The 18,770-nt window shown below is 46.9% G+C and carries 19 protein-coding genes; 6 read left to right on the top strand and 13 right to left on the bottom strand.

Annotated features, from left to right (window positions below; genetic code table 11):
* Positions 1 to 29 precede the first annotated feature (29 nt).
* Entirely contained in the window at positions 30 to 272 is a 243-nt protein-coding gene (locus N186_RS07125; protein WP_148682137.1) for an MraZ C-terminal domain-containing protein, read from the top strand.
* 92 nt (positions 273 to 364) lie between these two features.
* Here N186_RS07125 and N186_RS07120 read toward each other — a convergent pair whose 3' ends face one another.
* The gene (locus N186_RS07120; protein WP_020963112.1) at positions 365 to 1,162 is read right to left on the bottom strand and encodes a carbon-nitrogen hydrolase family protein; all 798 of its coding nucleotides are present in this window, start codon (positions 1,160 to 1,162) and stop codon (positions 365 to 367) included.
* Between the two features lie 226 nt (positions 1,163 to 1,388).
* Here N186_RS07120 and N186_RS07115 point away from each other — a divergent pair, with 226 nt between their 5' ends.
* The 3 genes from N186_RS07115 (at position 1,389) to N186_RS07105 (ending at position 4,371) form a co-directional block, all read left to right on the top strand.
* Complete coding sequence (locus N186_RS07115) at positions 1,389 to 2,438, top strand: iron-containing alcohol dehydrogenase (RefSeq protein ID WP_020963111.1); 1,050 nt, start codon at positions 1,389 to 1,391, stop codon at positions 2,436 to 2,438.
* Between the two features lie 99 nt (positions 2,439 to 2,537).
* The gene (locus N186_RS07110; protein WP_020963110.1) at positions 2,538 to 2,810 is read left to right on the top strand and encodes a hypothetical protein; all 273 of its coding nucleotides are present in this window, start codon (positions 2,538 to 2,540) and stop codon (positions 2,808 to 2,810) included.
* Positions 2,811 to 2,817: 7 nt separating this feature from the next.
* A complete protein-coding gene (locus N186_RS07105) occupies positions 2,818 to 4,371 on the top strand; it encodes a B12-binding domain-containing radical SAM protein (protein ID WP_052885553.1) in 1,554 nt (517 codons plus the stop codon).
* Positions 4,372 to 4,436: 65 nt separating this feature from the next.
* Here the strand turns inward: N186_RS07105 and N186_RS07100 are convergent, their stop codons facing one another.
* The 5 genes from N186_RS07100 to N186_RS07080 form a co-directional block, all read right to left on the bottom strand.
* A complete protein-coding gene (locus tag N186_RS07100; RefSeq protein ID WP_020963108.1) occupies positions 4,437 to 5,255 on the bottom strand; it encodes a TFIIB-type zinc ribbon-containing protein in 819 nt (272 codons plus the stop codon).
* 223 nt (positions 5,256 to 5,478) lie between these two features.
* Positions 5,479 to 6,810, bottom strand: coding sequence for a type III ribulose-bisphosphate carboxylase (gene rbcL / locus N186_RS07095; protein WP_020963107.1), 1,332 nt, complete (start codon positions 6,808 to 6,810; stop codon positions 5,479 to 5,481).
* 177 nt (positions 6,811 to 6,987) lie between these two features.
* Entirely contained in the window at positions 6,988 to 7,959 is a 972-nt protein-coding gene (locus tag N186_RS07090) for an aldo/keto reductase (protein ID WP_020963106.1), read from the bottom strand.
* Between the two features lie 95 nt (positions 7,960 to 8,054).
* The gene (locus N186_RS07085) at positions 8,055 to 8,354 is read right to left on the bottom strand and encodes a transcriptional regulator (RefSeq protein WP_020963105.1); all 300 of its coding nucleotides are present in this window, start codon (positions 8,352 to 8,354) and stop codon (positions 8,055 to 8,057) included.
* Positions 8,355 to 8,414: 60 nt separating this feature from the next.
* Positions 8,415 to 10,886: a M1 family metallopeptidase gene (locus N186_RS07080; RefSeq protein ID WP_020963104.1), complete on the bottom strand. Its 2,472-nt coding sequence runs from the start codon at positions 10,884 to 10,886 to the stop codon at positions 8,415 to 8,417.
* 108 nt (positions 10,887 to 10,994) lie between these two features.
* Here N186_RS07080 and N186_RS07075 point away from each other — a divergent pair, with 108 nt between their 5' ends.
* The gene (locus N186_RS07075; RefSeq protein ID WP_020963103.1) at positions 10,995 to 12,041 is read left to right on the top strand and encodes a radical SAM protein; all 1,047 of its coding nucleotides are present in this window, start codon (positions 10,995 to 10,997) and stop codon (positions 12,039 to 12,041) included.
* Between the two features lie 5 nt (positions 12,042 to 12,046).
* Here the strand turns inward: N186_RS07075 and N186_RS07070 are convergent, their stop codons facing one another.
* The 7 genes from N186_RS07070 to N186_RS07040 form a co-directional block, all read right to left on the bottom strand.
* Positions 12,047 to 12,823, bottom strand: a complete 777-nt coding sequence (locus tag N186_RS07070) for an ABC transporter permease (protein ID WP_020963102.1) — start codon at positions 12,821 to 12,823, stop codon at positions 12,047 to 12,049.
* The gene (locus N186_RS07065; RefSeq protein WP_020963101.1) at positions 12,820 to 13,629 is read right to left on the bottom strand and encodes an ABC transporter permease; all 810 of its coding nucleotides are present in this window, start codon (positions 13,627 to 13,629) and stop codon (positions 12,820 to 12,822) included. Before N186_RS07065 ends, N186_RS07070 begins: the two co-directional genes overlap by 4 nt.
* Positions 13,616 to 14,590, bottom strand: coding sequence for an ABC transporter ATP-binding protein (locus N186_RS07060; protein ID WP_020963100.1), 975 nt, complete (start codon positions 14,588 to 14,590; stop codon positions 13,616 to 13,618). Before N186_RS07060 ends, N186_RS07065 begins: the two co-directional genes overlap by 14 nt.
* A gap of 76 nt (positions 14,591 to 14,666) precedes the next feature.
* Positions 14,667 to 15,803, bottom strand: coding sequence for a zinc finger Ran-binding domain-containing protein (locus N186_RS07055; protein WP_148682134.1), 1,137 nt, complete (start codon positions 15,801 to 15,803; stop codon positions 14,667 to 14,669).
* Between the two features lie 229 nt (positions 15,804 to 16,032).
* Positions 16,033 to 16,428, bottom strand: a complete 396-nt coding sequence (locus tag N186_RS07050; RefSeq protein ID WP_240366730.1) for a type II toxin-antitoxin system VapC family toxin — start codon at positions 16,426 to 16,428, stop codon at positions 16,033 to 16,035.
* On the bottom strand, positions 16,376 to 16,618 hold the full coding sequence (locus N186_RS07045) for an AbrB/MazE/SpoVT family DNA-binding domain-containing protein (protein WP_020963096.1): 243 nt from the start codon (positions 16,616 to 16,618) through the stop codon (positions 16,376 to 16,378). The genes N186_RS07050 and N186_RS07045 overlap by 53 nt, the downstream gene beginning before the upstream one ends.
* A 127-nt stretch (positions 16,619 to 16,745) precedes the next feature.
* Positions 16,746 to 17,864, bottom strand: a complete 1,119-nt coding sequence (locus N186_RS07040) for a zinc metalloprotease HtpX (RefSeq protein WP_020963095.1) — start codon at positions 17,862 to 17,864, stop codon at positions 16,746 to 16,748.
* A gap of 107 nt (positions 17,865 to 17,971) precedes the next feature.
* Between N186_RS07040 and N186_RS07035 the strand changes: the two genes are divergently transcribed.
* A complete protein-coding gene (locus N186_RS07035) occupies positions 17,972 to 18,727 on the top strand; it encodes a DUF72 domain-containing protein (protein ID WP_020963094.1) in 756 nt (251 codons plus the stop codon).
* The last annotated feature ends 43 nt before the right edge of the window (positions 18,728 to 18,770 follow it).

Below are 18,770 nucleotides of genomic sequence, written 5' to 3'. Positions count from 1 at the left end.
ATGCTTCACTGAAATTGCTTACATGGAAAATGAGCATCGTCAAAGTTGATAGGAGGGGTAGAATAACCTTGCCAAAAAAGCTAAGAGAATCTTTAGGCATTGGAGAAAAAGTCCTTATAATGAATATGGGAGACCATCTTCAAATAATTCCACTCCCCTCGGATCCATTTGAAGCGCTTGAGGATACCCTTAGCATTAACAAGACATTTAAAGAGCTGAGAAAACAGGCTGAATTGGTTGCCGAAAAGGACGCAACCGATGAGTTGAGTTAAATGCCACGAATAGAAAACGATGCATGCGCCCAGATTACAATTCAAGAATAATCATTTCAAAATCGTCTCAAATTTCACTTTCCCCGAACTTTCTATTTTCCTTCTTTGATCCACTCTCTATACAGGTCGAGTCTAAGAAGTTTATCAATGGGTATTTTTTCCCTAGCCTGGCTTACTTCTGTTGGGTCTATGTCTACTAGGAGGCTTCTCTCTGCTTCGCCGAGGTCGACCAAGATGTGTCCCATCGGTGTTGCGACTAGGCTGTGACCGGCAAAGTGGTCCCCGGTCTGGTCTACGGCTACGAGGAAGCTTACGTTTTCATGCGCCCTAGCGGATGTGAGCGACTTCCACTGGTCCACCTTGTGGGGGCCTTTGTACCACGCTGATGGGACTATGAAGAGGTTTGCTCCTCTTAGCATCATTGCCCTGAAGAGCTCTGGGAACCTTAAGTCGAAGCAGACTGCTAGACCTATCGTGAAGCCTTTAAAATGTGCAGTGGCAACCTCGTTTCCCCTCGCGAAGACGTCTGATTCCCTGTAGCCGTATGCATCGAAGAGGTGGATTTTCCTGTAGACTGCACTGACTTTTCCGTTTACCGCTAGGACTGCTGCGTTGCTAACTCCGTTGGTGTCCTTTAGGTACATGCTGAAGACGACTCCTACCCCGTATTCTTCGCTTTTTGAGATAATCTTTGAGGCGAATTCCCCTCCAAGTGGTTCACCGAAGCTGTAGACAAGCTCCCTAGTCACGTTACCGTCCCTTGTACCCATTAGGTATTCTGGGAAAACATGGAGGTCCGCGTCAAACGAGTCTATCTTTTCCAGTACTTTTCTCAAGTTTTCCTCCTTGTTTCCAGAAACGACTAGTTGATGGAGTGCTACACGCATCATGAATAGATAATTCATTGGTTTCTGGATAAATTTTGCGATAAAGCCGAGACTTGCACCGGATACCCAATCTTAAGTCTATGTTTAGAAGCCAGAAAGAAGAGAACAAAAATATATTGATGCAAAGGTCTATATCCTTGTGCTGAGGAAGAGACGAGCTGATAAGTGATGAGGACTACCTGCTACTGAGCCCGCTACAGATTTATATCTTTGCACAGGTATTTTTCCTATGGATATCCGTGCAGAGCTTCCCGGAAAAATCGTCGTTAAGCCGGGGGCAAAGGACTCGCTTCCCGAGATCATAGAGTCTCTGGGATGCACGAACATCGTCGTGGTTACTGATAGGAATCTGTGGTCAATGCTCGGAAGAGAGCTTGAGAACATTTTTGGCGGGAGAGGAATAGCTTTTTCCACTGTTTTCGCTGAGTCTGCCGACGGTAACAGTGTTGAAGCCGCTAAGAGGACAATTGAGAGTAGTAATGCCTGCCTCGTTCTTGGCGTTGGTGGCGGGAGACCAATAGACGTGGCTAAGTATGCAGCGTTTCTCAGCAAGAGGTTCTTTATCAGTTTTCCGACTGCTATTAGCCATGACGGGTTTGCAAGCCCAATTGTCGCCCTGAAGGACCCGCAGGGGAATCCCCTATCCATATTTACACGTCCCCCCACGGCTGTAGTCGTTGACACAGACATAGTTGCCCAGGCTCCTAGGCGCCTCTTGGCGAGCGGCGTGGGAGACATCATTGGAAAAGTGACAAGCGTCGCTGATGCAAGGCTAGCCATGAGGCTTGCAGGCGAGGAGATACCAGAGATCTCACTTGTGATGGCGGAGTCTGCGGCACGCATTGTGCTAAGCGAGATAGACGAGCTAGCAAGGTGGAGCACGAGGGGCATAGAGCTCCTTGTTCAGGCGGGCCTGCTTGCAGGAATGGCTATGTCCATCGCTGGGAGTAGTAGGCCGTGCAGTGGGAGTGAGCATCTCTTCAGCCATGCCCTTGACAAGTTTGTCCCAGAAAGAAAGAGTCTACACGGCGAGCAGGTCGGGGTTGGAACCATTATTATGGCGTATCTGCATGGGCTAGAATGGAGGGAGATACGGGAGGCTCTACTAAAGGTCGGCGCCCCGACAAGTGCCAGCGAGCTTGGGGTGCCCCGAGAAAAGCTAGTTGAATGTGTTTTGAGGGCTGGAGAGCTCAGGAAAAGATTTACGATTCTTGACGCTGTTCGGCTGAACGAGGAGCTTGTCTTGAAGATATTAAGAGAGACAAAGATTGTTGATTGATTTCAGCAGTTTTTCCTTTGAGGATCTAGCATTAAATATTTATATTTTTCTTTCATCACAGTAGTTGATTTCCAGAAAAATCGAAATCTGGCGAGCAAAATGAATCGTGCAACTCTGGTTTTGAAGGGTCTCCACAATGCAGACCCTAAGACGGTATACAAATCATTGATGCGGTTTATTGCAAGCAATCACCCTGCAGACCTAGTTATCTACCTGTGTGATGAGGGGGGAATCGAAATGTTGGGAAAACTGGCCGAGTTTATAAGCAACAATATATCGATAGGTCTCGAAATATATTTGAGTTGCCCGGAATCGCTGGAGACAGGCTACGAGTTGTTAGAGTTGGGTAAAACATCTAGTCTCGAGGGGTGAATAAGGAATGTTCGAGGTGGTTTTAACAACGGACAGAACAATGATGAGCGACCATCACGGCAAAGAATTTATCGGTTTCATGGCTACCGGTCCAGCTATAGGAGTACCAGAGCAGTTGTGGCTATGGGCTTGTTGCCCCAAGCCGAAGGTTGACAAGCTGGGTAGGCCCTTAATTGCGCCGTATGGCCTTCGAAAAATAGAGGCCAAGCTACAGGACGCGGGCTACAACGCGGCCATAGTTGACCCCGACCACCTAGGCAAGCATCTAGACACAATGAAAGTATTGCTGTTAAGTCATCACGACTACTTTGCCTACGGCCCGCCGAGTAGCGAGTGGTGGCTTATAACAGGCCAGGAGCCTGTTAACAGGAGGAGCTTCATAAGACTTATGGAATCTCCCGTTGTTAGAGAAGCCAAGAAAAGGGGCGTAAAAATTATTGCCGGGGGTCCAGCGGCTTGGCAGTGGCTGTGGGAGCTTGGTTTGTGGGAGAAGTGGGGAGTAGACACAGTTGTGGATGGTGAGGGTGAAAGGGTTGTAGTCGAGCTTGTTGAAAAGGCTCTTAGGGGCGAAGAGCTACCAAGATATGTATATGTATCTCCACGAGAAGCCCCAAGAATCGAGGAGATACCCACAATTAAAGGTGCAAGTGTTAATGGGCTTGTCGAGATAATGCGTGGCTGTCCAAGGGGATGCAGGTTCTGTAGCGTGACACTCAGGCCGCTTAGATTTATTCCCATAGAAAAGATTCTCCAGGAAATAGAAGTTAACCTGAAGGCTGGCATTAAAAATGTGGTGCTTCACAGCGAGGACGTTTTGCTGTATGGGGCTGACGGGGTGAAACCACGCCCAGAGCCCTTAATCAAGCTGCATCAAGAGGTTTTAAAAAAGATTCCTGGGACGATTGCTTGGGCGCATGCGAGTCTTTCGGCCATAAAGTATTCTGAGGAAAACTATAAGCTAATCTCGACGCTCATGGAAATGATTTCAGAAAGACAGAAAATGTTAGGCGTAGAAGTGGGAATAGAGACTGGAAGCGTCAACCTTGCTAAAAAGATTATGCCTGCAAAGGCTTCACCTTACAAGGCCGAGGAGTGGCCCGAAATAGTAAAAGATGCCTTTGCAATCATGCATGACAACCATGTGATCCCCGCAGCTACGGTTATTCTTGGACTGCCGGAAGAAACTCCCGACGACGTCTTAAAGACAGCCGAGCTCATCGACGAATTGAAGAGCTATAGGAGCCTTATTGTTCCAATGTTTTTCGTGCCAATGGGCGCCTTGAAGAACATCGATAAGTTTAGGCGCGAATCGATTACCCGTGAGCACATCGAAGTTATGAAGGCCTGCCTGCAACATGACTTGTACTGGGCAAGGGATATCATGTCAAAGTTCTATTTCGAGGGGCTACGCTACGCACCTCTGAGGTTTTTCTTGAATTCGTTTATCTCATATGTCGAGCGTAAAACCGCCAACATAGATACGGTCATCGAAGAGTTCCTCAAGGAAAAGACAGAAAAAGAAACTGCCGCAATACCACTCCAAAAGGCGACGGGTGGTTAGTCCCTAAAAGTTAAATGTTATTCTGTATAATCTCTCCGAGACTTAGCGTCCTGTTTTTACTTGGGTTAGTTGGATTCTTGGCTAGCCTCTTCTCTAAATATTTCCAGCAAGACCTTATAGACATCGATTACTTTTAGTGTTGCTCCGCAATAGGGACACTTTACTGTGTCTCCCTCCTTTGGTAGCTCGATGCTTGCGCCGCAATAGGGGCACCGTACCTCTGCTACAACGATTCCTTTCGAGGCGAGAAGCTCAGCCAGCTGGGCGAAATCTGATATGTTCTTTGACTGGGACTTTAGCTGGGCAGAAGCGTCTTCTACAGCGAGCCTAAACGCCATAATAATCTTTTCGTATACCTCGGCCGCTATGCTACCCCTCATCACTGGTGGCTTGCCATGGTATCTGATCTGTACAACCAAGTCGCCATTTTTGTCCTCAAAGAGTGCTTCAACCGTAAAGGGACCCAAGTTCACGCTTCTTGCATAGGAGCCATATTGAGAATGCTCAATTACACTTGTTTCTAAATTCAGATTGATGGTAAGCTTGTTACCGGAAATGTTCCATGCAATATTTTGCAGGGTATATCTTTGAAAAAGCCTTGGAACATCCTCGGCTATTTTCCTCCACTCTCTGCCAGCATTCTTCACAGTTATTGTCTCTTGGTAAATCCAAGGCGACCTCTCCTTTCCTATCAGGATAACAAGACCAATTATTATGAACACGTATAAAAGAGCACCAATAAAGCCTAGAAAAACCACAGGTAAAACTAGGATAACCAGCAGTATCAACAAGAGACTGTTTTCATTCTCTGCCTTTCGAAGCCTCTCGAGGTAGAACTCTAGATTATCTTCTTGTGGAGCCTTCTCCTTTTGAGCTCCGCCCATAACAATTTTTTGGATACGTAAAATAAAAAGACTTCTAAGAGTTATAGGCGTATTCTTTGTGCCAATACTTGTATAGGATATTTTTACGCCTTTGTTAAATTGAAATTTAGCCAAGGGGAGCTAAGCGTTTCAAATGTTATACTGGAGACACAACATAAAAGAATAGCTTAAGTCCCCCCCATGGCACCAAGTTAGACAACGAGGAGGAAACTAGCACGAGGGGTTAGACAGGGACAACTGTGCCCCACTTTTCTAGGGCCCTTGCAAGCTCCCTGTGGGTCTTAGCGTATTCCTGTAGGGTTACACCAGTCATGTATGCTTCTATTGCCTGTCTTACAGCTGCTGCACCTGCACGTGGCCCGTCGGGGTGGCCCAATGTTCCGCCCCCGACCTGTATGACTATGTCCATGCCCATAGCCTTTATCACTGCTGGAAGCGTTCCGGGGTGTAGTCCACCGCTGGCCACTGGGAATGCTGGCTTGAACATTGTCAGGGGCTGGGCTAGATGGATGCTGTCTTCGACGTCTGGCCTGTATACGGGGTCTCGCAGTACTCTTGCGTTCCTAATGACGTCTATTGCTTTAGCCTCTAGCTTTCCAACTTCCGGTGTGCCTACGTGTAGCTGGTCTATTCCTATTACGCGATAGAGCTTTGCAAGGGTGAACATGGATATGCCGTGGTACGGGTTTCTCGTGAATGCCGCGTGGAATGCTCGGTGCCCGTGTATGGCCAGTTTGTGTTCTTCTGCAAGGTCCCTTATATAGGTTAAGGCAGACCACCCAGCTATGACGACGTCTACCATTATGTGGGGGTTACCTAGGTCTGCGATTAGCTTTAGCCTTTTCTCCATTTCCCGCACGTCTGCAGTTATGTTTGCGAGCCACGTCTTCTTTTCGCCTGTTTCCTTTTCCGCCATGTCGATTGCCTTCATTATGGCGTTTGCCCTCGCCTCGAACCTGCAGAAGCTCGGGCTCGCAAGGTTCTCGTCGTCCTTTATGAAGTCCATGCCTCCTACAAGTATCTCGTAGGCCAGTTTCCCCACTTCTTCTGCTGTGTAGCCTTCCTTTGGTTTTGGAACTGTGCCGACTATGGGCCTATCATAAATTTTTAGTCTTTCCCTTACACCTTGGATACCCTGATTCGGACCCTTAAAGTGCTTTAGGAATTGTTCAGGCATGTATATGTCCTCGACCCTTAGGGATTTCACCCTTCTCATTCCAAAGATGTTTCCAGCGACAGATGCGAGAAAAGCGGGCATGTTACCTTCCTCGAAGAGCTCTACCGGGTAAGCTACCCTTACAATGTAGGAGCCGTCTCCGAGGCTTTCAAAGAAGTATGCCTTGCCCTTCAGCTTTTCAAGCCTGTTTCTGTCGTACCATTCGTATAGCGTTGTCCACGTGCCTACACTACTCTCTGCAGCTATGCCGCCCGCGGCATCCTCTATCGTGAAGCCCTCCGCTGGAGTAACTCTAAAAGTGACAACGACTTCCTGTTTTAGGTCAGGAGAATAATTCTTAGCCACATATGTGTGATAGGGCTCAAACTCTTCTGGCATGTTTATCGAGATAAGTACTTTTTACTGCTATTTCAAGTTTATCCATAAAATCTTTGGAAGTGAAAGGGAAGTCTATATCTAAGCACATGATACAACGCACACCTGTGCCTATTCCAGTCAGCTAAGATTCTAAGTAGGTTGGAAAGAAGAAAAAAGAATCCCTTTTTTATTGGGTTTTTAAATGGGGTTTGATTCCAAGTAGTAAAACGAGTATGAGATCTGTATTTTCCTGCTTGCTTCATCTATTTGTTGCCAGTCTTCGTGGCTTAGTCTCCAGCCAACGCTTCCAGCTAGCTCTTGGACTTGTTCTGGGGACTTTGCCCCAGGTATTGGGACGACGACGGGGCTACTTGAGACCAGCCAGTTGAGAGCTACCTGGACTGGGGACTTTGAGTACTTAGCGGCAATCCTGTTTATTAGTTGGACTAGACCCCATACGTCTTTGAAGTTGTCTGGGTGGAAGACGGCTTCCCTTGACCTTACATCCGTAAACTTTGGCAGATTTTCGGGGGTGTATTTCCCTGTAAGTGCGCCCTTAGCTATTGGGCTCCATGCCTGCATGGTTATCGAGTGTTTTTCCGCGTAGGGGACTATCTCGACGTCTGCCCATCTCTCAGCTAGATTGTACCTGTACTGGAAAATTTCTATGTCGCTTCTCGCTAGAGATGACCTGAAGCTCTCTACAAGCTCTACGGGGTAATTGCTTAGACCCAGGTATCTCACGAGACCAGCGTTTACAAGCTTTTCGAGCTCCCTTGCATAAACTCTGGTTGGATAGTTGTGCCAGGCTGGAGGCCAGTGGACTAGTAGACCGTCAACATAGCTTGTTCCTAGGAGCTTTAGGGAATGCTCGATAGCCTTATGGATGTCTATTGGGTTCAGAAACTCTGCAGGTATCTTGGTCGTTATTATTACCTCGTCTCTCTTTATGCCAAGCTCTTTCATTGCTCTGCCCAGGAAGCTCTCGCTCCTGCCGTTCCCGTAAACCATCGCCGTGTCAAAAAAATTAATGCCCTGTCTAGATGCTTCGCCGATAACCGTCTTTGCTTTCTCGTAGTCTGTCAAGCCCCAGGCTTCGCTGAATTGCCAGCCGCCGAGACCAATCCTAGAAATCTTTTCTTTTGTTTTGCCGAGATATGTATACTCCATACGCTATCTAAAAATATGTCTACATTAAAAACATTATCGAAAGCCGTGGCACAAGAAAATTCTTAGCCTAAATATGGAGTATAAAGTATTTTTGCTTAGCTTGTGGTTGCGCCTTGCTGGGGCTGTTGTTGCTGTTGCTGTGCTTCTTGTTCAAGCTTCTTTAGTTCTTCCTCTATCTCTTTTTCAATTTCCTCTATCGGCTTCGGAGGAGGCGTCGTGGCTAATGTATAGCCGATCCATGCAAGTATGCCGAAGACACCGGCAATAGCTATGAATCCTGTTAGCTGTAGGAGAAAGAGTGACCATTGTGTGAAGAAGACGAGCCATCCATACAGGACTATGACTATTATGGAGGCGATTGCTAGAACCCAACCTATAAGTTGGTCTTTATTCATGTGATCAGCCAAGAAATATCCTTTAGTGGTTATATATAAATTATTTGTCCAGATAGAGTTCTATTTCTTTTCGAGCCTTTCTATCCTCTCGCTTAGCCTTCTCTCTTCCTCCTTGAGCTTGTCTATTTCTTCTCTGAGCTTCCTGTACTCCTCCCCCTTCTCAACGTGCTTGCGGACTTGTTCGAGCGCGTCCCTTGCGTTCCTTGCTACCCTTCCAGAAACGTCTTGCTGGAGTTTCTCGAGTATGGGCATCACTTTTGGAGACAGTATCCTAGTACAAGCTGAGACAACTGCTAGCTTTACGTGTGGGTGCCTGCTCCTCGAGGCCTCTTCGAGCAAAGAGATGACCCTCTGAGTGGGCGTCATGTAGCCGAGCGAGGCGATTGCTGCCCGTCTGAGTGGCATGGGTGTGTCTGGCGATAGGTATTTCTCGACTGTTGCGAGGGCTTCGTCTCCTAAGAGCAGGGCTATGCTATCGAGAGAAGTGGCCGCAATTACGTGGTTGTGGGACTTCGTTTCTAGTGCTCTGGCTAGGATGTCCACATATTCCTTTAACCCTATTTTGCCTAGACTTGCGGCTGCTTCTGCCCTTACATAGTAGCTCTCGTTTTCGTCGAGGAGGATCTTTGATAGGGTATCAGCGACGGGTTTCTCCTTGAAGTTGGCTAGTGCCCTGACTATGGCTCTCCTGACCCGTGGATGCTTTACGTGGCTTAAAGCGTTCAGAAGCGCGTCTCTTGCTTTTTGCCCGCCTATTGAGCCAATGGTCTGGGCTACCTCGCTTCTGAGCCCCCAGAACTCTTCTTCTGCGAGAAGTATTTTTGCCAATTCATCGATGTGGACAGGTGAGGCTTTCTTGGATAGCTCCCTAGCCGCTATAACTCTCGGGTAAAGGTATGGGCAGGAGCCTATTATGGCGAGGAGCTCTTCTGGTGGGAGGTCTAGTGAGAGGGCTTTGAGGATTTTGAATTCTGGGTCTATGCATACCGCTTTGGGTTTTGAAGGCAATTGAAGGTTTAACGTGTACTGTTTTTCGTCTATCAAAAATTTTCTCTCTTCTTTGTAGTCTTGCCCTAGGATGACAAGTTCGAGTGGAAGCCTGTATTTTGGCAAGGAGTCCTCTCCCTGTGTCTGTGTAATCTTTAGTTCCAGCATTTTCTGTTTGTCGTCCCATTTGTAGGATACCTTTAAGGAGGGGTGCCCTGCGTTGTAAACGTATTGCTCGAAGAACCAGTCCAGCTTGAGGCCTGAAGCTTCCTCCATGAATCTCCGGAACTCTTCTGTTTCAGCGTTTTGTTCACGCTTTGCCTCTAGGTACCTCTTTATACCTTTACGGAAGTTTTCCTCACCAATTATGCTAGCTAGGGACCAAAGGACTAGGGCGGCCTTGGGGTAGCTGTGCGAGTCAAACATCTCGTCGGGATACTTGTATACACGTGTAACTATGGGCCTGGCGTATCTCCCGTACTCAGCAAGATAAGAGTCCATCATGCCTATGAGGTCGTAGACAAACTCGTCTTTTCCGAGCTCGTGTCTCCGCCATATGGCTTCCATCAAAGTAGCGAAGCCCTCGTTCAGCCACAGGTGGCTCCAGTCTTTACATGTTACAAGGTCCCCGAACCACTGGTGTGCCAGCTCGTGTGATACTAGTGGCTCGCTCCTAAAGTCTATGTGTGCTTTCTCGTCGTGTAGCGTTGCACTTGTCAGAATCGTTATGGACGCGTTTTCCATTCCCCCTGCCACAAAGTCGTCAACACATACTTGGCTATACTTGGGGTAGGGGTATTTTACGCCCGTGTATTCTTCAAAGAGCCTTATCATGTCTTTTGTCTGCGAGAAGCTTCTCTCGATGTCTGCTTCCCTTCCCTTGGGCACAGCGTATTGGAGAAGGACGCCGTTGTACTCGTCCTCTTTTACATAGAAGTCCCCCACAGCGAATGCTATGAGATAGGTAGGTATCTTCGAGTCAAGCCTATAGACCCACTTCTCCTTTTCTCCCCCAATTGCATGCTCGATTAGCTTTCCATTGCTTAGCGCCTTTAGCCCCTTGGGAGCCCTGATAACCAACTCTACGACTGTCTTTCTGTTGGGGAAATCATATGTGGGAAGCCAGAACCTCGTGTCTTCTGGCTGTCCTTGGGTATATGCTAGGTAGGGCTTACCCTTATCTGTGGGGATAAACCAGACCCCAGCCCTGGGCTCGACTGTTTTGTAACTTATTTGTACCTCCAGTATGTCTCCACTTGTAGCCTTTTCGGGGTATATTTCTAGTTCTTTACCGGTATACGTGTAGGAAGCCTGTTTACCGTTGATTCTGACTTCCTCTATCTTCATGTCTACTGCGTGGAAGACGATCTTTTCACAGGCACCTGTACACTTTAAGACGTTCAGAGCTTTGCCCTCAATTGACCTAGATGCTAAGTCAACGTCTATTTCAGCCTTTACTCTGAGTAGCTCGTAGGGAGGCTCGGGCGGATAGAATGGTTCATATTCAGGGTAGGCGAAACCCCTGCCTGTTTTTACTGAGACCACAGTTATCCTTTATTGTTACTATTGCTTCTTTATTTATGTATCGGATTATGCTACGCTGACCTATACCCCACAAAATGATAAAAAGCTTCGTTCATTATTCTCGTATAGATGAAAAAGGCTAGGCTGTGGTCCCTTCTAGAGGACGGCAGGGTTCAATGCCTCGTGTGTGAGCGAAGGTGCCTCATACGGCCTGGTGCAAAAGGGGCGTGCGGTAACTATGTAAATGTTGGGGGCGAGCTTTTCCACTTGGGATATGGGAGGCTTAGTGCCCTTGAAAGTAGACCAATAGAGCTGAAGCCGTTGTTCCACTATTGGCCTAACTCTACGGCCCTGACTTTCTCGAGCTATGATTGTAATTTTCACTGTCCCTGGTGCCAGAACTACCACCTTAGCTTTCGGATGCCAGACATATCACAGCCCGTTTTCTCGCCAGAGAAACTTGTCGAGCTGGCTGTCCGGGAAGGGGATGAGGGGCTCTCTGCAAGCTTCAATGAGCCGGCTGTGAACTTCGACTTTCTTGTAGACGTGGCAGAGCATGCTTCTAAAAGAGGATTGTACTTCATGCTTGTGACTAATGGTTATTTTACTGAGAAGGCCCTCGACGCGTTGCTTAGAGCCGGCATAGATGGCTGGAGCATAAGCATAAAAGGCTGCAAGGGAATGCAGAAACCTCTTGGAAATATTGATTTCTATGTTCCATTTAGGAATGCCAAGACAATAAAGGAGAGAGGTGGATACGTAGAAATAGTCTATCTGGTAGTCACTAACACAAACGACTATGAGGATTGTTATAGGTGGATAATCGAAAAGCATGTCACCCTGCTTGGCGTGGACACACCTCTACACATTAATAGGTATTTCCCTGCTTATGCTTGGAGAAAGCCCCCGACGCCCATTTCAAAGCTCCTTGAAATAGCCGAAGAGGCAAAAAAGAGCGGACTAAGATACGTATATATTGGAAACCTACATAACCCACGCTACGAGACAACGTATTGTCCAAAATGTGGCAGACCCGTCATAGTGAGGAACAACTATAGGGTTGTAGACTGGAAGCTTGAGAAAAGGGACAATGAATGGAAGTGTAAATACTGTGGTTACCCTGTCCCCATAAAGGGAGAATATATCCCCGAAAAGAAGTGGTTAGGGTTAATGTAGGGAAATTACATTTTCGTTAGATTCCGCATGTAGAGAAGGGAGGCCAATAGCAATGTTATTGTTGTCCATGCTGTGAGTAGTAGAGCCTCGAACTGTATGTCTATGGATGTGTAGTAGTGGAAAGCCCACCTGTATATGTCTGATGCCAGCGATACGGGTGAAACCTTTATGAAGGCTAACAGGAAGGATGGGAAGCGTTGCTTTAGAACTTCTTCTGGGTAGAACACGTTAGAGAAGAAAAATAGGATATAGTACGTCAGCGACCTGAAAGTGGCCTGGAGATTAAAGTCGCGTGTCGAAGTTGATATTGCTATCGCTAGGCTAGACATAGAGGCAGAAAGCAGGGTTGATGTTGCAAGGACAAGTAAGAAGCCTTCGAGTGTTGGCATGCCTACTACTAGCATTGCCAGGATAATGAATGATGCTTGATAAATAAGCCCGCGAAGGGTTCCACTCATTATGCGTCCAAATACTAGGGCTGTCCTCGACAGTGGGAGGCTCAGCAAGTAGTGGGTGAATTCTCTTCTTATCTCTATGCCTACCTCTCTGCCGATCGAGAAGGCAGACGCGAAGGTAGATAGGGCTAGGATGCCCGTGGCCAGGAACTTTACGTAGTCCGGGATGTACTGTCTGTTTACGAGGTTGTTGAATATCACGGCAAAAATGACTATGTCTGCTAGGTTCATCGCTATTTGTGCGCCTAGCCAGAACTTGTATTTCCAGAATCTGTTGAGGTCCCTTAATGTGATGAGGAGTGCCTCCCTAACTTCTAGACTCTTCATTTCCAGCCACCCCCCTCTACTCTCCTCTCAACAATGTATATTGCCAGGCTTGCTACCCCAGCGGCGAATCCAAATAGGTACGCCATCATGAGGTAGGGGTCGGCTACTGCTATTGTCTTGAATTCTTCGAAGAAAAAGAGTGTTCTAAGCAGGTCGACGAAGTGAGATACGGGGTTGACTAGTGAAGCATAGTAGTATGGCGCTATCTTTGCAATGATAACTGCAGGGTAAAAAACAGTGCTAAGCCTTATGATTAGTGCATCCAAAACGCCGAAGAATATATCGGTGGTGTCGCTTGATTTTAGCGATAAGACTACAGATATAACGAAGCCAGTCACGCCCACAGAGAACACGAGCGCGGCAAGAATAGATATCAGCATGGCTAGTGGTTCAAAGCTCCCGAGCAACACGAATATCACGAGGAGCATTGGTACAGTGAATAGGAAAGCAGCTAGCCCTCCCCCAACTGACCGACCAAGAGCTAGAACCTTTCTCTTGATTGGTAGGCTGAGAAGATACTCTATCATACCCTCTTCGAACTCCTCTGCAACGTCGTATGCCTTCGAGACACTAATGCTGAAGAGCATAGAGGCATACACGCCAAACAGGTAGAAGTGATAATAGTCTATTCCCTGGGCGACCATGCCCCTGAACCTTACCATCGCGTTCATTGCCAGACCAAATATTGTCACTTGGAGTACGAACCACGAGATACGCATGACTACGAAGACTGTTCTCCGCTTCATTTGTGAGAGATCCCACAGGACAAGCATATAGAACGAGTTCAGGTCTTCACGCAGCCCCATGCTCCTCCCTCAGCCTGGCCCCAGTGAAGTAGAAGAACACATCGTCCAGCGTAGGCTCCTGTATCATTATCTTTCTCACCTTTATTCCTGAACTTGCAAGTGCTTGAACGATGCTTACGGCTTTTTCCTCGCCTTTGTTTAGGAACATTCTTGCCTTGTGGTCGGCTATGGTAAAGTGGCCGATTTCGGGGAAGGTGGAAATTATCTTTTTGACCTGCTCTTCTGGGCCATCGAAGGCTATCTCTATCACGTCGCCTTGGGGAACCATGTCTTTGAGCTCGGAAATAGTTCCAAGAGCCCTGAGCTTCCCCTTGTAGATTATCCCTATCCTTTCACAGATCCTCTCCGCCTCGAACATATCGTTAGTTGCTACAATTATTGTTGTGCCTTCAGCCTTCAGACCCCTAATAACGTCCCATAACTTGTGCTTCGTCAAGACGTCTACCTGTGCTGTTGGCTCGTCGAAGATTGCTACCTTTGGTCTTTGGATAAGCACCTTGGCTATTTCTAGCTTCTTCCTGGTCCCCCCGCTAAGCTGGTAGAACTGTTTTTTCCTGTGCTCCCAGAGGTCCAGCTGCTCCATAACGTCTCTAACCACTTGTTTTGCCTCAGACGAAGAATATCCAACAACCCTCGCGTGCCAGATAAGGAGCTCGTAGGGGTTGTCTATCCAGAGTGCTTTCGGCTCCTGGAAGGCTATGCCGACATACCTCCTAACTATGTCTCCCTGCCTAGAGACAGAATATCCGTGGACATAGATATCGCCAGAAGTAGGCTTGTATATAGTTGCCGTCGTTAAAAGTGTGGTAGTTTTCCCGGACCCGTTTGGCCCTAGGAGGCCGAAAATTTCGCCCTCGTATATTTCTAGGTTTAAGCCATCGACTGCAACGGTTTGACCAAAAGTTTTCACGAAATCTTTTATCTTCACGGCTACGTTTCCCATAATGATTTCATACAACATAATGCTCTATCAAAATATTAGGTTTTTGTTAATAAGATGTCTTCAGAAATTTCTAAAGAGCTAAAAAGGCATTTCATTATTTTTGGGAAGATATGGACTCCAACAGCTTCCTGGCGTCTTCGCTGAGCTTGTATCCGATAGACGGCTTTCCCTCGAATGTCAAAAGTACTGGGCTGAGAAGCTTTCTTGAATAGAGAGATTTCAGTGCCTCAACTATTTGCTGTTTTTCCTCTTTGAGCTCGGAAACCAAAACTAGGTGCGCCACTTCGCCGCCATGGCTAGCTATTAGGCTTAATATGCGTCGCTGTATAGGAGACAATTCCTCACGGGCCACCTGAAGTAGCCTTGGAGACCCACACACTCTGCACTTGTATGTGTTGGAGTGGTTTAATGCACCACAACTTGGACAAAGCCAGGCACCTCTTGCCGTGGCTCTTTTCTCTGTAGATGACTTTAAAGAGCTGGCTGTTTCGATAGTATAGCCCAGTTCCCGGAGAAGCTTCTCGTACTTGCTCCTCTCCTTCTCGAGCTTCTCAATAGAATTTTTCAGCGAATCTACAACACATCTAAGCCAGTCATGTCTCTTGATAAGGATTTCAACCCTCACCTTGTCTATGGATTCAACGTTTTCCGGGATAAATCCAAATGCTAGAGGCTCCACGGCTAAAGCCTCTTTACAAAGAGGAGTGGTTGCAACATCTATATTAATTGAAAGTTCTTTTGATGCGAAGGAGCTACCAGAAGTTATCAGCTTCAACAGCACTTTCTGGATAAGCGTGTAGATATTTGTGAAGAGCAGTGCAAGCATTATTGATGTTAGAATAAATATGATGTAGCCATAGAAGACCTGAATTGCTTGACCCAGGAAATAAAGGCTAAACAACAATGCAGAAAAAATCGCACTAACAAGTATTCCAACAGTTAATATAAACGAGAACACGTCTAAAAAGGGGTAAAGCCTCAAAACCTTCTCGGCACCTCTAACAAAGAGGTATCTTCCCTCTATGACCGTTAAGTCGTCTATAGAGACACTTGGAAGGCTTCTAATACCTCTTGATACGGCTTCCTCAATGCTTTCAAGCCCCTCTTCGCGTAGAATCGACGCATATGTTTGATATTGTCTTGGAGAAGCCACGTTGACATAGCAAATGCTAAGCCGTGGCCTCTTCTGGGGCTTCATCTTGAGCAATGCGAGAACGAAAGAAGAATGCATGGCCCACGGCAGAAAGTCTTTGGATAGGTAAAGTTTTACCTCCCGCAATGTAAATCACTAATTTTTATTATTAAGAACTTTTATTTTAATTTTTATCTAAATGGAGACCACTATATCTCCAAAGTTTCTATACACCAAAAACATTCCCCGTAAAATGCCAAAGAAACATCTCTTTTATCTCTACGTCCCTCACTAGCATCTAGCAATTCTACGAGAACGCACAACGTTATTAAAACACCCTTTTGATCCCCGCAATACCGTCAAAGTCCCTGTCGTTCGAGATTATCGTGTCTATGCCTAGCTCAAGCATTGTTGCTAAGTGTATCCTGTCCTCGTAATCCCTTGGTTTCTCAAGCTTCTCGGCTATGCTAAGGACACTTACCGTGAGTGGCACCAGCTCTACACCTACCTCGTCCAGAATTGATGCTATATTCTCGAGCCTCGTAAGAACGTAGAGTATCCATGCACTAAGCGATGAAGTTACCAGGTTACCGCTCCACCTCGCAATATAAGTCTTTGCACGTTCGCCAAAATCTGGGTGTGCTGTCAAGTAATAGTAGAGAACATTAATGTCAACGTATATCTTTTCGGAAGAGCTTCTCCGTCTCGGTCTTAGCTGCATCATCAATCTCCTCTGGACTCATGGACTTTGCAGGGGCAACTAACCCGTAGTACTTGTCCACGGCCGGCTTAACCGGAATCAAGACTATCCGATCTGCTTCTACCTCGATCTTAAAGCGTCTCCAGGGTACCCTTCGTCTTACATTGGCTGGGATATAGACACGGCCTGATCCGTCGATCTCTACGATTTCCATGAGGCTTTCTTATGGTAATATTATTTACCATAATATATGTTTTTTGGCTAGATAAAGGATGTTATACGAAAAGGATTCAGAGCTAAGTTACCAAAAGGGGTGAAAAATATTGTTTAAAAGAAAATATTTAAGCTTCAATTGGTCCTTGTTTCAGGGATTCTAGGAATGCTATCCTTTTCTCTATGGGTGGGTGGGTTGCTAGGAGCTCCTCTAGGCTTATGAAAGGCTCGGCCAGTGCATAGATGAAGAACATTTTTAGCTTGCTGTCGTCTATCCTTGCTTTGGCTACCCTGTACCTATTGTAGAAGGCGTCGAGCGAGGCAAGTGCAGATATCATTGCGTCTGGCGAGGTGACCTTTGCCCCGTGGGCGTCTGCGTAGTGTTCACGTAGCCTTGATAGCGCCAGTACAGCAAGCTGTATAATCACGCTGATTACTATTAGTGCTATGCCCGCTAGGAGGAATAGGATGCCGTTTCCCCTCCTGTCTCGGTCACCGTCGTAGCGATAGCTAGAAGAATATATTCCCGTATACATTAGGAATCTTCCAAGGAAGTATATGACTGAGGGTATCAAGCCAAAGATGAGCATAATGGTGTTGTCCTTGTGCTTGTGGTGTCCAAGCTCGTGTCCGATGACTGCTTCGAGCGCCTGCCCCCTAGCGATGCTGAGCATGCCCTCCGATACTGCAACATAGCTACCGAATAGTGGCGAGGAATATGCGAAGGCGTTAGGCTCCTTCATGCGTGTAGCTATAACTGCCTTTGGAGGCTTCATTCCGGCCCTAGCAGCAACATTGTTAACTATCCCCTGGAGTTCTGGGTCGGGCTTACACCCATAGATCAAGTTTATTAGGAGCGGAGAGAAGAGCCACGAGAAAAGGGAAGGAAGAAGCGCAAAGACAACTGCAAGCATGACCAGCTGAGACGTTACCTCCCAGCCAATAAGCTCCGAGAGGCCCATAACGACTAGCCCAAAGCCCCCGATAACTCCCGCCATCGTCGCGATCATGGACGACCTAAGTACACTTAGCCCGCTCGGCGTGGGGGACAAGTATTTACCAAAGAATACTGGAGCCGTGACTAGGACAGCCATGGAGAGCATGTAGCCAAAGAGGTCTAGAAGCCACCATGCACCCACGGGTGCATAGTAGGCTGGGAAAAGGCCGGGAGCGAACGCATAGATCAGCACTGCGAAGACTAGTGCAAGGGAGGCTAAGCTCAAAATTAGCAGTATTTTCTCCTTCATATGTACCGAATAAAATATTTTCCCTCATGATTTAAACTTTATGGACGTGGACTCCTCTCACCGCCACAAGCATAACAATTTTTAGCCCCACCAAACAAAGTCTACTCGTGACAAGAACTTTTGTGGGATGCTGCGGATTCCCGACTGGCAGGAAAAAGTACTACACCTTGTTCAACGTTGTCGAGCTTCAGGAAACATTCTACAACCCCCCCGACATAGAGAAGCTGGCAAAGCTAAGACAGGAGGCTCCAGAAGGGTTCATCTTCACGTTGAAGGCTTGGCAGGCAATAACCCATCCACCAGACAGCCCTACGTGGAAAAAATCAAAATTCAAGCCCCGGGAAGACCATAAAGACAAATACGGCTACCTAAAGCCCACAAAGGAAGTGTTCGAAGCCTGGGAACTAACCGCTGAGGCGGCGAAAACACTCAAAGCAAAAGTCGTCGTCCTGCAGATGCCGCCTAGCTTTAACGCCTCAGAAGAAAACATCAGGAATGCCGAAGACTTCTTCTCAGCTATCGAGACAAAGGACTTCGTCGTAGGCTGGGAAGTGAGGGGAGACTGGAGCCAGAACCCCCAAAAGCTAAGAAGATTACTAGAAAAATTCGAACACGTCGTCCACGTAGTAGACCCATTTAAGGCGCTACCCGTCATCGAGCGGGAAACAACCTATTTCAGGTTACACGGCATAGGCAAGGGCGAGGTAAACTACAGGTACAAATATACTGATGAAGACCTAGAAAAGCTCTGGAACATAGTCCAAAGATATGCAGAGAAAAGCGCAGTTTACGTCATGTTTAATAATGTATACATGCTCCAAGACGCACAGACATTCATGGAAAAATACCTTAAAAATAGTTAACATCCTTTGCGCGCGCTAAATTAAAAGAAAGCAAAATATTAAT

The organism is Thermofilum adornatum (assembly GCF_000446015.1).
Lineage (GTDB): Archaea > Thermoproteota > Thermoprotei > Thermofilales > Thermofilaceae > Thermofilum > Thermofilum adornatum.
The sequence above is the reverse complement of the archived record's forward strand: the minus strand, read 5'-3'. Positions and strand labels throughout refer to the sequence as shown.